Origin of the sequence: Mesorhizobium sp. M0062 (assembly GCF_040323125.1) — a bacterium.
In the GTDB taxonomy this organism is placed as follows: Bacteria; Pseudomonadota; Alphaproteobacteria; order Rhizobiales; family Rhizobiaceae; genus Mesorhizobium.
The window spans coordinates 1-13,640 of sequence record NZ_JAMYUO010000046.1 but is presented as its reverse complement, the minus strand read 5'-3'; the positions used below and the strand labels follow the sequence as shown (position 1 = coordinate 13,640).

Genomic DNA, 13,640 nt, shown 5'->3' with positions numbered 1-13,640 from the left:
CGAGGCTCTCGTCCAGCCGCTTGTTGATGGCCGAGATCGACGAGGCCGAGAAGGCATGGCCGCACAGTTCTTCCGTGATCGCCTTGACCTTGCGGGTCGACACGCCCTGCACATACATCTCCGCCAGCGTCGCCACCAAGGCCCGCTCGGAACGCTGGTAGCGCTCGAACAGCTCGGTGGAGAAGCGCCCGGCCCGGTCCTGCGGAACCCGCAGCTCGAGCTTGCCGACCCGCGTCACAAGGGTACGGCCGTAATAGCCCGAGCGATAGCCAAGCCGTTCGGGCGTGCGCTCGCTCTTCGAGGCACCCAGCGCCTCGTCCATCTCGGCCTCAAGCACCTCCTGCATCACCGCACGGAGCACTTCGTGCAATCCATCCGGGTTCGAAAGCAAAATGTCTTTGACGGCAGCGCTGGCGGTCTTAACTTCAGTCTTGGTCATGGCGGCGTTCCTTCGCGGGAATCAGTGACGTGAACAATCACCAGCCTGCCATGACCGCCCCCTCTCAGCGAATTTGCAGAACTCTCAGCACACTACCCGTGATGCCGACAGGGGTGACGCCTGCGGCCGACGCGCGAGGCTCGTCCGGGACATTGTCCCGGCTACAAGGATACCCCAACAGGATTTTCCTGGCCGCCTCACCAAGTCCTGCCCCGACAACAGCGTTAGTGTCCTGTCATCTTTTGCGCAACAAACAGCGCATACCGTTCCACGATCATCAACATGGGCAATTGCCTCACGAGGAGAGGTTCTTTGCTTCCTACGACGCGGCGAGGGCCCTGCGGCGGACACGGCGTGCGGCATGCACCGTTCGGTCTGCAGTCACCGCTACATTTGCCACGTCAGATGTATGCGGCAAGGCGTTCGCGCTTCCATGCGACCTCTTGTAGGGCAGCAATTCCCTGACCCGAGCATTGACCGAGGCAATTTCGACCCGCAAGTCCTCGCATTCCTGCCGTCTCACATCGAGTTCAATCTGATCGGACGCCTGCTGCATGGACAGCTGTGCAAAATCTGCGGTGATCTTGGAAAGGTTCACCTTGTTGGTTTCGGCCTCCTCAGCGAGTGCGGCCAACCTTTCGTCAGTCACCTGTTTTTCCGCCAGGGCGTCGCTCCATTGTAGCTGGAGCCTGGCGATCTCGGCTGCGGCCTCGTTGTTTGCGATTGAGGCGAGTTCGAAGCGCGATTGGAGGCTTTGAACTTCTGAGCGCAATCCTCGGTTCTCAGCCTGGCAGCGTTTAAGCTCGCCATCCATGTCCGCCTGCATAATCCTGGCTGCTTCGGTCACCTCCCATAACTTCGCCTGCGCAACCTCGAGTGAGGTGTGCAATTTGATTGCCTCTTTTTCGCTCTTGCCGAGCGCACTCAGCATTTCGGAATTTCGCGCAGCTTCGTTGGCATGGATCGTCGAGAATGCATCCAGCCTATGCCGTGCCTCTTCCTCCCGCTTCATGGCCTTTTCCAGGTCAATAGACAGGCTCACATTCTTTTCACGCAGCTGTTTGTTCTCTCGGGAGCGCCTGTCGGCCTCGACATTTGCGGCGGCAAGCATGTTCGTGAGGTCGCCAAATTCCGCTTCGTTCTTTGTGGTGTTGTTCGCCGCTTCGACCAGCTCCAGCCTTGCCGCGGCCAATGCGCCACGGAGCACTTCGCACTCCTGAACAAGGCTTGCCTGGCGCTGCTGCAATGTCTCGACCGTGCCTTGACGCTCACAGTACCGTCTGTTCAGGTCATTGAGTGTTTCCGACAAGCTCCTTTGATCTGCGATCAGATTTTGATTCGCCAACTCCAGTTCGTTCGCACGGAGAATGTCCGCGTGAAGGATGTGAAAAAACTCGAACGTCAGTTGACATGTGCTTGTAATTTCGGAGATTTTTGCGTTGATCTCCTCGAAATGGAGCTTGGCATCGTGGAACAAGCCGTTAAACGAGCTCACGGCAGCAATTCTGCTCTGCGTGTGTGAGGTCATCCGATGCGCTGGTATCGGCGAGCTATCATCGTCGTTGCCGGCACCGTCCTCGCTTGGTACGCTGTCATCCTGTTCGTTGTTGTCGCCTGCCATGTTTGGCACGTCGGCGACATCCTCCAAATCGAGGCACTGGTCGACAGCGTTAGCCAAGTCAGCTTCGAGATCGTCGAACGACCTCTCCACATTGTCCTCGGCGCGTCTGATCAAATCCCTGAACTTCATGACTTCATCCCCTGCAGCCGCATGCCCGGAACGATTGAGGCACGAGGACTGAGATGCTTTTGTATCGAGAGCTCAACTCAGCGTCTTCGTTCAATCAAACGATGCCAGGGCGCCGGCGCCGCGAGGAGCCGAGAGCTGCGATTGGAAGGCCCTACATCGGTCTAGGTGCCTGCTGACTTATTCTTGAGGACTGCGCGGCTCCCCTTCTTGCCATCGTCTTGGCGTCAATGGTGTGTTGCCTGGGCACATTAACGCTCAGGTGCAGAAGCCCCGACGAACGGCCCGGCACAGCCTCTTGTGGGGCGCATCAGGCGGCCGGGCCTAACCGGCGGTTGAGTGTTTTGGTTTGCCGGCTGACTCACCATGCGACATTGGCGAGGCAAGCGCATCATTCGAACGAATTGGGGACCGGCCGCCTGGCCGCTCAATCACACTAAGCTTCCGTTGCCGGAGCTGGCGACGAGGTGCTTTGCCTTGAGCCTTGGTATGCTACATACGAAGCGGCAATACGCGCCGGCGGAGCAGTGGCCCGACCCGTCAAACTAGCGCTGCAAAATGCGCGGCAGAGATATCCGAGAATATTGTCCAATCAGCGGTATGAGATCGAAGGCGGGCGATCTTGCTGAACTCCCAAACAATCCCGGCGTATATGTGTTCGGCAAGGAGGATCTGGAAACCATTGCGACATTGCCGAGCGGCACAATCTATGGATCATCAGCGATGAGGTTTACCGCAGCACAATATTCAACGGCGAGTTCCTCTCAACAGCATCTGCAGGCTAGGATGGACGCTTGGGCCGGTCTTGGCATCAGTTTGGAAACTCTTGCGCAATGCATGCTTTTCGGATCGCCGACCTGTATTCAGGATGCCGCAGCGGTGGCTCTCGATGAGGCGGTGACGAAGAGATGCGTTTTTCTCAAGCGAACTGAAGCGCAGACGCGATCATGTGCGCGATCGCACACGAAAGTTCTGCTTCTTTTCTTTTTTAGTTCCGACGACAGAGCCGCCGGCAGCCCTTTTCGGACGCCCTTCTGCCGCTGATTTGACCATTGCTGTGCGGATGTTCGCCGGGATATGCGTGAACCTTATCGTCCGCTGCGGCGCTCAGTTTGCATGGGGCTCTTGGAACCGTTCCGAACTTTCTCCTTGCGCCTCCGATCGAGTTGCGCGTGCTCATGCGGGGCGCTGAGGTGTCTCGATCCGCAGTGGCACGGCCATTATGCGACGAAGCCGATCAGCTTAGTTGAAATTTGTCCCCAGCGGACGGGAACGACGCTTGGCCATGTTAGTTGATGTGAATGGAGCAGCTAAGAAAAGATCTGGCATTGCTTACGCGACCGGGCTTCTGGATAGCTTTCGGCATTTTGTTGCTGCTTTACGGGATTCAGGTCATTTTTCTAATTCGGGCATGCCAATGCCTTTAGCCTGGAACATCGATACCGCTGGCTGGAACGCGGTCTGTCCATCTCCCGGCGGCTGCGGCGATAGCGTTGATCAACGATATATTCATTTATAAGCCTGCTATTCCCGGGGATGCCGAGGTTGGCAGCGCCTGCATCGTTGATTACGCACGTGGCGCTCCCCTCAAGATAGGTGGTTACCATTCTCGCGCTGCCGGTGAGCATTGGAGTCCGCACTGTGTTGGACGTGCGCTCATGCGTCGGGAAATTTCTTATAGACAGGGGAGGGTCTGTCAGGCTGGAAAATCACAAGCTGCCCCGCGAATGAGGAAGCAAAAAAGGTGCAAGACCAGATCGATTCTTCCGGGCAACTCGGTCCTCGCATCATCGCCGATCAGCGGCCGTACCGTCGAGAACCAAAATGCGCACGATCTCAGCCGGTCGGCTTCGACCAAAACATGCGGACTACCGGACGGGGACAGTCGGTGCCGCGTCCCGCCTGTGGCCGGCGCTATGCTGACGCTCCTACGATATCCCGTTCACCGCCCGCGGCAGGAGGGCGAATTTCCTCCGTCCTGCGCGGGACAACCGTCCACTGTTGCGGCCGCACGCAGGACTGCGGCTTATACGCCGTTCTTCCTTTGAGCGGCGTCCAGTTCGCAGGGCTAAATCACCATTGGTATGCAGACGAGCCTCTCGGCGTCTGGACAGAGATCAATTGCGCTTTGCACCAGGGTTCCTGGATCGTAAGCTCCAAACACGCTGCAGTCGCCTGATATGGTCCACTACGTTGGCCGGCTCATACGGCTTCGCAAGGTGCGGGCCTTCCTGACAAAGGTCGCCCGCCGCGATCGCAGTTCGTTCTACTGCGGCAGAAAGCACTATTTTGACCTCGGGCTTGTTCTCGCGAACCCACTTCGACAGTTGGAACCCGTTCATGTTGCCCGGCAGGTCAACGTCACACAAGACGGTGTCCACACCGAACTCCGCATAGTTCAACGCTTGTTGCGCCTCACGTGCGAAATGGGCCTCAATCACCCTGTAGCCACAGTGGCGGAGATAGTCCGCGATGACGCATCGGGCGATGACGTCGCCGTCAACCACGAGGATCGTTTGGCTCTGTTGGTTCGGGGCTTCCATTGACGGAGAACGGTCAGCAACCGGCAGGGTTCCACGCATCATGACCTGCGCGGGATGCCGACCGAAGATCGCGGCGAGATCCTGCACGAAATGATCCCTGCCGGCGGGCGCATTCAATTCAGCGGAGCGATGCCGCACTGGTGACGCCGTTTGCCACCTGGTCGACGAGACGGGCTAGAAGGCATGGTCTCGAAGCTCGAGGGCAGTCCATATCGCAGCGGCAAACGAGCGCTTGGCGCAAGATCAAGTGCTTTGAGGAAAAGGAAATGCAAATCATCGGTGCACAGCGCGAGCGCGGCAAAGCTACCCAGGTGATCATGGCTGAAAAGGGCCTCTACAAAGGCGGCGCACTCGTCAACTTCAATGCCGCTGAGCGGCAAGCGCTTTGGGATCGTGTCCAGGGCAAGGTTGGCGGCCCGGTCCCGAAGGGACATAAAAAGGAAAAGGCCGAGTGGCTGAAGCCCGGACTGGTTGGCTGGGTCGAGACCCTCAAAGGCGAAGAGAAGCTGCGGCACGCAAGGCTGCTGGAATTCCGGGAGGATGATGCAAATGGCCATGCCTAAGAAAGATCAGGACGCGCCACCTACGCCTGGATGTACGGCGCCCAAGCGCGCAAGGATGGCAAGGAGCGTGAGGTGCCAGCTTACTGGCAGGAACATGCCGACGTGTGGCTGCAGGGCTTTGACGGTGTGGCGATGGACGGTTTTGGCAAGACCAAGACCGTCAACGACGAGACATGGAAGCCGAGGTCGACGAAGCTGCCGTCGAGCGCCCCGACGAATAGCCATTTTGCCGTATGCCGTATGGTCGTTTTTAATTGGAGAAGGGTTTCGTTGGGCCTATAAAGATTGCGTTTACCATTGCCTTTTTAGGGAGAATGCGATGGTTGCAACGCCCATAGAAATCGCTCAAGCCGCTACTGCGACTACGGCCACCTTGCTGAAGTGGCAGAAGTCCATGGAGGAACGCGCCACGTTTCGCCAGAACATGGATCAATCGCGCAGGGCGATTCAAGCCTCACGCGATCTGCTGAAGCGCCTTCGCCAACGTCATCGCGACGACATGGCGGAAAGTTCGGAAAATGCCAACCCGTCTACTGTGCCGATATCGCAACGCGCCGGCAGCTAGCGGGAGGCGACCAGAGCCGATGTGATGGGGAAAGTTTCACTGGCCGTTACTTGGGTGGGCAGGCAAGTTAAACTTTGTCAACCAGCGACTTTTTTCGCCCGCGTGGAAGCGCCACATGTCTTTCGACAAGGCGCACGTGCTCGGCCTCGACAGTCACCAATGGCCGGAGGCTGACGGTTACCTTGTCCCCGTCGATGCGTGTGACAGGGCCGATCAATTCCATATGCTGGCCAATCACAGTCTTCCAAGTCGAATCGACAACAGAATGCGGGAAGTCGTAGGAGGGGATCGTCACGCTCATGCGATCGGGCGTCACCCGGCTGCGCACAATCGCCGTGACGGCGACCTCGTCGCCAACTTTGATACTTCCCCGAGCGATGCCCAAGACCTTGGAGCAGCCGGCGCCGGCGTCAAGATGAGGGCGAGCTAATAAAACCCTTCCGCGCCGCGATTGTGACGCGGGGCGATCCGATCGCCGCCAGCGACTTAGCAGACCAATTGACGACGGCGGCCGAGAAGCCTGGCATCCCTGCCGACCAAATCAACGGCGAAATCGAAAGCGTCTTCGAACTGTGAGAGAGGGCCGGGGCTGTGGCCGGCTGGCTTGCGGTTAATATCGACCACAAGCTGAATGGACGAGGCGACGAGGTCATCAGCCTTGCTGGTTCCGACGTCGACGTGCTTGTGATCCCCACGGATGAAGAGAGAGCCGTGGGGATCCAACTGCTATCTGTGTGCCTCAAGCTTTGTCGCTCGTACCCTGAGCGCCGAACCTGATGCTACTCGCGCGGCGGGTGTCTCGGCCTGTCAGGAGTTCGGCGGCAGGAGCATGGTCCCATAGCCGGCCATCAAGGCGATCAAGGTTGCTGCAACCAGCGGCAACCAGAACTTGATCGGTCCGGCAATACTGCCAGCGATGCGCGGCCGATGCCGTCAGCACCGTCAGGAGCCAGACCTCCCACGGGTTGAAACCGCCCCATGGGTCAATCGTCCGGTTTGGCAACAAGGGCAAGATGATCGCTGTCGCAGCCGCGCGGCAAGACATATTTGCGGCGGTGTTCCTCCGGCAACGAGTCGTCTCAGCTAGTTGTGGAGGTGCGACAGTTGAAGTCCAGGCTGGTGCTCCATGCCGGATAACAGCGATTCCGCCGATCGGAACATGTCCTCGAATTCCAACTCGTTTTCAAACACCACGCCGCCGACGCTGATGGTCAGCGTGTCCGCGGTTCCTTTTGGCGCGAAATAGGCTTGGGCCACGCGCGCCCGGATACGCTCGCCGATCTCCCTGGCGTCTTCTTCTGTCGCGCCGGGCAGAAAGACCCCGAACATGGAGGTTCCGATCCGGCCCACCAGATCTTCCTTGCGTACCGATGACTGGATGGTCGAGGCTATGAGCCGCAAGGCTTCGTCACCCCAGCCAAGGCCGAAGCGCAGATTGATGGACCTGATGTGTTCGGGATGAATGACCAGGAAGGCGCCAGATCTTGGACCAGACGATTCCGGCCTGGTTGCTCTCCTTTCGACCATCGACGTGAAGACTGTCCGGTTGAGGCAGCCTGTCAGGCTGTCAAAGGTCGCCGACTTGTTGAGTTCTCTTCGATAACGGACGAGCTCGGTCCGCTGCAGGCCAATGAACAGCAAAAGCGGGCCACCGACGATGACCGGCAACAGGATCGCTGTGACCATGCTGCGGCCGAAGGGCGTCAAGGCTTCCGAGAACAGAAGCAGATAATTTAGGCCAACCGAGAGGAGCAGAATTCCCGCCGATCCCAGGGCAGTCAGCCATGCGATATCTTTCCATTGCCGGGGCGAGCTATTCGCCATTGGTGTCATCATTAGCCAATCTCCCGCCTGATCGGCTGTCATAAGGCCAAGGTGCTGCACTTTCAGTTTCGAGGAAACATACAATTTTAGTAATGGCGCAATCACCTACCATCGGCCCGAAATCAGCCCTTCAAAAGCAAGGCTACGGCGGCAAAAGCAACGACACCGAATTATCGGCTATTGCGGCGGGCCGAATATCCCCATCTGCGCGTCTCTGGCCACTGCCTCCGCCTTGCCATAGATGCCACTCGCCAAGGCCGTCGCCCAGCCATTGGAAACAAGCCACGCGCCGACATCCTGCTTGCCCAAGCTGCACGGTGCCGCAATGGCAAAACGATCGATTTCCGGCGGCACGACGCATTTCAGCGCCCGGCCGCGCAGCCAGGAATTGAACGTCGCGCGCGCACGCTGGCCGCAAGGCCAGGCGATGCCACGAAAGGAACAGGTCTCATCCAGGTCAATGCCTTGGATCCCGCTGATGGCTACCTTGCGCCCCATCGATTCGAAGGTTGCCGACGAGGTGGCAACCGGTTGGTACAGCAGGACCTCTTTCCAATCCTTTGGCATTCGCATCCCTGCAGGCGCGGCCAGACCAAGGTCGCTGAGCGGCGGGCGCGGCTCGACCCGTTCGATTTGCGCCGAATCAAGCTGTGGCGGCGCGATAAGGTCCTGAGCAATCTTGCGTGCCCGTCCTCGCCATGGCGTATTGGCGACGGTCGCAACTGGTCGCATTGGCTGGCTATCGTCGATGGATTGACGCGGCGCTGGTATCGGCCGATCGATGGGAAGCAGATCGGCGGCCCGGATGATCAACAAGACCCCGGACAGGAGCAGCAGGCTTCCGAGCAATATCAAGCGATTGTGCCTCAGCCAGCCCATCAACTCAAGCAAGGTTCCTTGCCCCTCAATACCCCGATGTCGATTTGGCGACCAGCTTGAGTACGCCTTTTCGAACCTGGTAGAAGGGCATGGATCGCTCACTGGAGCCATCCGCCCGAAACCGGAACAGGCCGGTCGATCCGCGAAATCCGCTCCGATTTTCGAGCACCTGCTTGCTGAAGCCGTCAGGCCCGGCCGAACTTGCAATTCCTGCTGTCAGGGCGACCATATCATAGGCGTAGGCGACATTGGCGTCGGCTGGATAATTGTAGGTCGTCTTGAAGCGGTCGGCGATCGGGCCGGTTTCGGTTGGGTCGAGCGCGGCGATGTAGGAGCTCTCAAACAGCGGCTCCATCGGATGTTCCAGCCAGCGGTTGGTTCCAACGACGGCAATTGCTTTTCCAGGAATGCCTTTCGTTTTGAGCGCCGCAAGGATCTGCGCCGGATTGTCGTCGCCGCTGGCGATGATGATGGCATCGGGAGCCTCGACCAGCGAGCTCATATCATTGACCACTTTGGTGCCGCCATCGCCGGCCGGATACGGAATGGTGACGGCGAGCGTCGCGCCATAGATGCTGAGGCTGTTGGCGACCCGCTTTTCAACCGCGCCGGCATTCGCTCCTGCCGCGACGAGCAACACGAACTTCTTGCTGCCTTTGGCCGCCAGGCCGGCTGCGCCCGCGGCCGCGCTGTCGGCCTCGTTGAGGCGCACCGCATAGACGCCCGGGCCGCCGGCGAAATTGTCGGCCAGCGCCAGCACCGGCGGTCGCTTCGATCCCGAGAGCTTGGCTATGTGCTGCGCGGCCGCGAGTTCGACCGGGCCGATGACGATCTTAGTTCCAGTGGTGATCGCCTTCACAGCCAATTCGCTGGCGTGCGCGCTGTCGCCCTTGGTGTCCTCGACCGTGACCGTGAGCAGGACATTTCCAAGGTCGGCCATCGCCAGCTTGGTCGCATCGAGCATCTTCCTGCCGTTTTCGCCGGCGTTGCCCGGGGCCGACAAAGGCAGCAGCATCGTGACCTTCGTCGACCCGGTGCCGAGCGATCGCGTGGCTTGGGCCGGGCTGGCAGCGGTGCCGGCGGCCGGCGCTCCGGGTGCGGCTATCGCCGCCGGGTCGAGCGCGTCCGAGACGCTGCCCTTCGACTGGCAGCCCGACACTATGCCCGCGAACGCAAAGACGATCGCCCACGTCCACGAACCGTGTCGCTGCCGGCCAGAATCCATGATGCCTCCCTGATATCCCGCCGGGTATTTATCCCGGTCTCATCCGTTCATCTTACGGCAGACTTGCCTCGCCGTCTTTGCAATTGCTGGATTATGGCTCAGCCGTCGAAAAGTCTTGCCCGGAGCGCCTTGATCATTCTGGCTTGCCCGGCGCTTCGATAGTCCGTGCATTTCATGTATCGCGGGCCCGGCACGAACAGCCGGCGCACACAAATCCGCCTCGCCGGGGCAGGGGCACCATCGTCTCCTGCTGTCGGGAATGCGGAGAATCCGAACGTCGCCACCGGCAATGGCCCGGCCACCGCAAAACCTTCTCTCGCCAGGATTGCACGCGCACGCCGGCAGTAGCGGACCGAAAGTTCGGAGAACCGGGTTTCACCGTGCCCGGCACGATACTTCATGACGGTGGTGCAGAGATCGCCTGCGGCAAGGCTGTTTGCCTGCGCCAGATATCTGACGCCGAGCGCGATGTTGGTCGCCGGCGCGCCAAGCTCGTCGAGCGAGCCACGAAAGCCCAGCATTCGGGCCGTCGCGGGCATTACCTGCATCAACCCGACCTCACCATCGGCGCCGTGCACATCGGGATCGAATCCGCTTTCGATCTCCATCACCGCGTGCGCCAGCACCGGCTCCAAGCCGTAGAGCGATGCCTGGCATGTCGCAAACGCCTTGAATGTCGCGCGCGTCCATTCGGAGGCGGCGTCGCAGCGAACCGGCCGCCTTAAGCCGAACGGTGCTGGTCTCTCCAGGCTAGGTCGTTCCAGCCAGTTGGCGCAGGCTTGAGTGGCAAGCTGGCCAAAACCGGTCAATGCGATCGCTCCGGCGATCGCCCTCGTCAATCGTCCGCCGACCATCGGGTCAGCCAACCGGCACTGCCGGATCCCTTTCGGTCAGTTCATGTACTCGACCATGCGGTCGTGGAAGCACTCGCACTTGTTGAGCGTGTCCTCGTCCTTGTAGTTCGTCTTGAGGTAGCCATAGGCCATGCCGCAGGCGACCTTGGCTTCCGACGCCCAGACGAAGGCGGGGCGGGATGAATTGATCCATTCCGAGCTGTTGGCGACGGCCACCGACTCGTCCATCAGCTTGACCACCTGGACCTTGAGATCGACGATGTTGTCGTTCAACACCAGGTTCGATGTGCCGACGGTCCGGCAATAGTCGGCCACCGGCCCTTCGATGATGTCGGCGGCATAACCCGTCGACCCGACTGCCAGAAACAGCGTCGCAGCGGAAACCAACAGTCTTACGGAACGTTTCATGATGAGATCCCCCTCTGTATTCCTAATCTCTAATACATAGCATAGTCGCGTGGCCCCGCACCATGCTCCTAGACCACGTTTGCCGTTGTCGTATGCTGCGTCACTCCGTCATCGTAGAGCAGGGTGATCGTGTTGGCGACGGGTGCATTCGTCAAGGTGGCCACGTCCACGAAATTGGCGCCGTTGGCCAAACCGTCGGCGTCGACGCTGACAGTGTTCGTTCCCGCATTGTAGTTCACGAAGTCGCCGACATTGGCCCCTCCGGCGGCTGTATCGAACAAGGAGGTAAGGTCGATGATGTCGCCATGGCCGCCGACACCGCTGTAGTCAGCGATAAGATCTTTGATGTCGAGGTGCTCGAGCTTGAACGTATCGACGCCTATACCACCGGTGAGCGTGTCCTGACCGGAACCGCCGATCAGCAGGTCGTTGCCGTCGCCGCCGAACAATATGTCCGCTCCCGAGCCGCCGTAAAGCGTGTCGTTACCGGAGTTGCCCGACAAGGTATCATCGCCGCGTCCGCCGGAGAGGATATCAGCCTGGAGATTGAGTCCATTGAGGGTGTCGTTACCGTCCTCGCCGAGCAGCGTGGTTTCTGTCGCGGTCGTGGTGTGAGTGTCCACGCCCGAAGTTCCTTGCCAGGTGCTGAGATCGGGCGAAAGGTGTGCCGTCACTGACCCGGCAATTGGGTCGCCGTCACCGTCGGTCGCCGTGACCGGGATCGAGATGTCGAACGGTGTGACGGCGTTGGCGGTCGTGTAGGTGACCGGGCCTAGCTTGAAGTCATTCGAGCCTACATTGGCCGAAATTTCGATTGCGCTGAACGGGTCTGAATTTGCAACCACGGTAAAGGTGTCGCCTTGCGCGAGACCGGTGATCGTCCACGTTCCGTCCCCATTGTTCGTTGCGGTCGGAGTAGCTCCGCCGGAGCCGTTGACGACAGTGACCAAGGCGCCGAGGGCCGTGCTTTCGCCGGTAACATCACCTATGTAGGTGTTATCATAGTCGGCGTTGACCGGGCGGATCGTTATCGAAACCAGGCCCGGTCCCGAGACATTGCCAATCCCCTGTGTATAGCTAGCCACCTCGTAGTGATCCGTATAGTGGGTTCCCGCCCCGATGCCCGCGGGGGTTCCGGCGATGGTGCCGTCGGTGGTTGCATTGCTGACGAAATCGAAGCGGATCTTCTCACCAGGGCTGATGCTGTTTCCGCCATCGACGCCCCAACTGCCTGTGCTGGTGTTCACGAAATTGGGGCTGTTGGCGGTTGCAAGCAGGTCGCTGGTTGAGCCGATGGAGTCCAGGACAATCGCTTGGTTGTTGCCGCCGCTTGGCGAGAAGTTCGCCGTATTGAACTGGTTGCCGGCAAACATCGTCGCGGCCTGGGTGTATGTCCAAGTATCTGTCGCCGGGTTCAGGGTCGCCGTGAAAGCGAGGTCGCTGCCGTTCGCGGCCGAGGTCCGTCCCTCCACAGTATGCGTATCGACGACGTGGAAGAAGACCTGCTCGCCATTCAGGAATATGTTTGTGCTGCCTGATGTGACGGCCGCGCCTTCGGTCACGTTGAACACGACATTGCCAACGCCGTCAGCACCGGCGCTCGCGGCAAAATTGATGCTCTCCGTCAGCACCGTATGCGTGGTGTTTTCCACGAAGATGCCATCCGGCTTGAATGGCAGCGGAACGTCGTCCAGGACCGTCAGATTGACCGATCCGGAAACATGATCACCGCTGGTGTCGGTTGCCACCACCTGAAGCCCGTTGATGGTGACGTTGCCCGAGCCGGCAAGATGCTGGAGCTGGTCGGTCAGTGTCGCGGTAACGACGGGTGTCAACGAACTGTTGGCGCCGGCGCTTGTGTTTGACAGCGCCAGATAGACGAATGCGCCGAGGTTCACGCTGCCGGCCGTTTGTATCAGACTGCCGACGAGTTGGTTGCCGACGAGCGCCCAGCTGATTGTGTATCCAGAGGCTAGGCCAGAAACAGTCGGCGCCACCCAGTTTGGATCGCCGGTCGGGTTGGCGAATGCAACATTAATGGCTTCGCCGGTCGTGGTGAAGGTGATGCCGCTGATTGCTTGCGCCGTCTCGCCGCGACTGCTCGGATTGGTGCCGGTCACGGCCCCAGCTTGGAGATCCGCGGGCGCCGAGGCATCGAGCGTGGTGTCGAGCGCGGCTTCGTTCAATGTCAACGACGCTGTCCCGCCACCCGATGGAACGGTGTTGGTCTGCACATTCAGGGTCACCGTGGCCGTCGAAGTGTCGCCGTCACCGTCCTTGATCGTGTATGTGAAAGAGTCCGAGCCGATATAGATGCCCGTCGGCGTGTAGGTGAACGTTCCATCGTTGTTGTAGGTGACGGTGCCGTGAGCACCGTTGGTGGCGGTCACCTGGCCGCTGACCGGATTGTTGTCGGTGTCGACGCCATCGGCTCCGAATTTGTCGTTGTCCAAGAGACCAGCGAGAACCGTTGCACCTGTGATGGTCGGAGCCCAGGTGTCGTTCGTGGCCGTCGGCACGTCGTCGGTGACGTCGATGGTGATGGTGTTGGTGATCGTGTTGCCGTTGGCGTCGGTGGCCTGGTAGGTGAAGC

The 13,640-nt window shown here is 59.8% G+C and carries 14 protein-coding genes; 4 read left to right on the top strand and 10 right to left on the bottom strand.

What is annotated here, in order from left to right; all coding sequences use genetic code 11:
- Positions 1 to 439 (bottom strand): transposase (locus NKJ64_RS29870; RefSeq protein ID WP_352463797.1); only part of this gene is annotated, 439 nt, incomplete at its 3' end.
- Positions 440 to 758: 319 nt separating this feature from the next.
- Complete coding sequence (locus NKJ64_RS29865) at positions 759 to 2,189, bottom strand: coiled-coil domain-containing protein (RefSeq protein ID WP_023830085.1); 1,431 nt, start codon at positions 2,187 to 2,189, stop codon at positions 759 to 761.
- Positions 2,190 to 2,744: 555 nt separating this feature from the next.
- On the opposite strand from NKJ64_RS29865, the gene NKJ64_RS29860 reads away from it, so the two are divergent.
- Positions 2,745 to 3,230 (top strand): hypothetical protein, encoded by a 486-nt coding sequence (locus NKJ64_RS29860; RefSeq protein WP_155923887.1) that lies wholly within the window; start codon positions 2,745 to 2,747, stop codon positions 3,228 to 3,230.
- 235 nt (positions 3,231 to 3,465) lie between these two features.
- On the top strand, positions 3,466 to 3,705 hold the full coding sequence (locus NKJ64_RS29855; protein WP_286488116.1) for a hypothetical protein: 240 nt from the start codon (positions 3,466 to 3,468) through the stop codon (positions 3,703 to 3,705).
- Positions 3,706 to 4,303: 598 nt separating this feature from the next.
- Here NKJ64_RS29855 and NKJ64_RS29850 read toward each other — a convergent pair.
- Positions 4,304 to 4,816, bottom strand: coding sequence for a response regulator (locus tag NKJ64_RS29850; protein WP_023753040.1), 513 nt, complete (start codon positions 4,814 to 4,816; stop codon positions 4,304 to 4,306).
- Between the two features lie 53 nt (positions 4,817 to 4,869).
- Between NKJ64_RS29850 and NKJ64_RS29845 the strand changes: the two genes are divergently transcribed.
- A complete protein-coding gene (locus NKJ64_RS29845) occupies positions 4,870 to 5,292 on the top strand; it encodes a hypothetical protein (protein ID WP_245270413.1) in 423 nt (140 codons plus the stop codon).
- A gap of 319 nt (positions 5,293 to 5,611) precedes the next feature.
- Positions 5,612 to 5,857, top strand: a complete 246-nt coding sequence (locus NKJ64_RS29840) for a hypothetical protein (RefSeq protein WP_023670916.1) — start codon at positions 5,612 to 5,614, stop codon at positions 5,855 to 5,857.
- Positions 5,858 to 5,924: 67 nt separating this feature from the next.
- On the opposite strand, the gene NKJ64_RS29835 is transcribed toward NKJ64_RS29840, so the two are convergent.
- The 7 genes from NKJ64_RS29835 to NKJ64_RS29805 all read right to left on the bottom strand — a co-directional run.
- Positions 5,925 to 6,158, bottom strand: coding sequence for a hypothetical protein (locus tag NKJ64_RS29835; RefSeq protein ID WP_352463795.1), 234 nt, complete (start codon positions 6,156 to 6,158; stop codon positions 5,925 to 5,927).
- Positions 6,159 to 6,940: 782 nt separating this feature from the next.
- Positions 6,941 to 7,693 (bottom strand): GGDEF domain-containing protein, encoded by a 753-nt coding sequence (locus NKJ64_RS29830; RefSeq protein ID WP_352463794.1) that lies wholly within the window; start codon positions 7,691 to 7,693, stop codon positions 6,941 to 6,943.
- 165 nt (positions 7,694 to 7,858) lie between these two features.
- Positions 7,859 to 8,572 carry a thermonuclease family protein gene (locus NKJ64_RS29825; protein ID WP_352463793.1) on the bottom strand — a complete coding sequence of 238 codons (714 nt, stop codon included), beginning with the start codon at positions 8,570 to 8,572 and terminating at the stop codon, positions 7,859 to 7,861.
- Positions 8,573 to 8,585: 13 nt separating this feature from the next.
- Positions 8,586 to 9,785 carry an ABC transporter substrate-binding protein gene (locus NKJ64_RS29820; protein WP_352463792.1) on the bottom strand — a complete coding sequence of 400 codons (1,200 nt, stop codon included), beginning with the start codon at positions 9,783 to 9,785 and terminating at the stop codon, positions 8,586 to 8,588.
- Between the two features lie 98 nt (positions 9,786 to 9,883).
- The gene (locus tag NKJ64_RS29815) at positions 9,884 to 10,411 is read right to left on the bottom strand and encodes a lytic transglycosylase domain-containing protein (RefSeq protein WP_488377051.1); all 528 of its coding nucleotides are present in this window, start codon (positions 10,409 to 10,411) and stop codon (positions 9,884 to 9,886) included.
- Between the two features lie 264 nt (positions 10,412 to 10,675).
- Entirely contained in the window at positions 10,676 to 11,047 is a 372-nt protein-coding gene (locus NKJ64_RS29810) for a hypothetical protein (protein ID WP_031243544.1), read from the bottom strand.
- Between the two features lie 68 nt (positions 11,048 to 11,115).
- Positions 11,116 to 13,640 (bottom strand): beta strand repeat-containing protein (locus NKJ64_RS29805; RefSeq protein ID WP_352463791.1); only part of this gene is annotated, 2,525 nt, incomplete at its 5' end.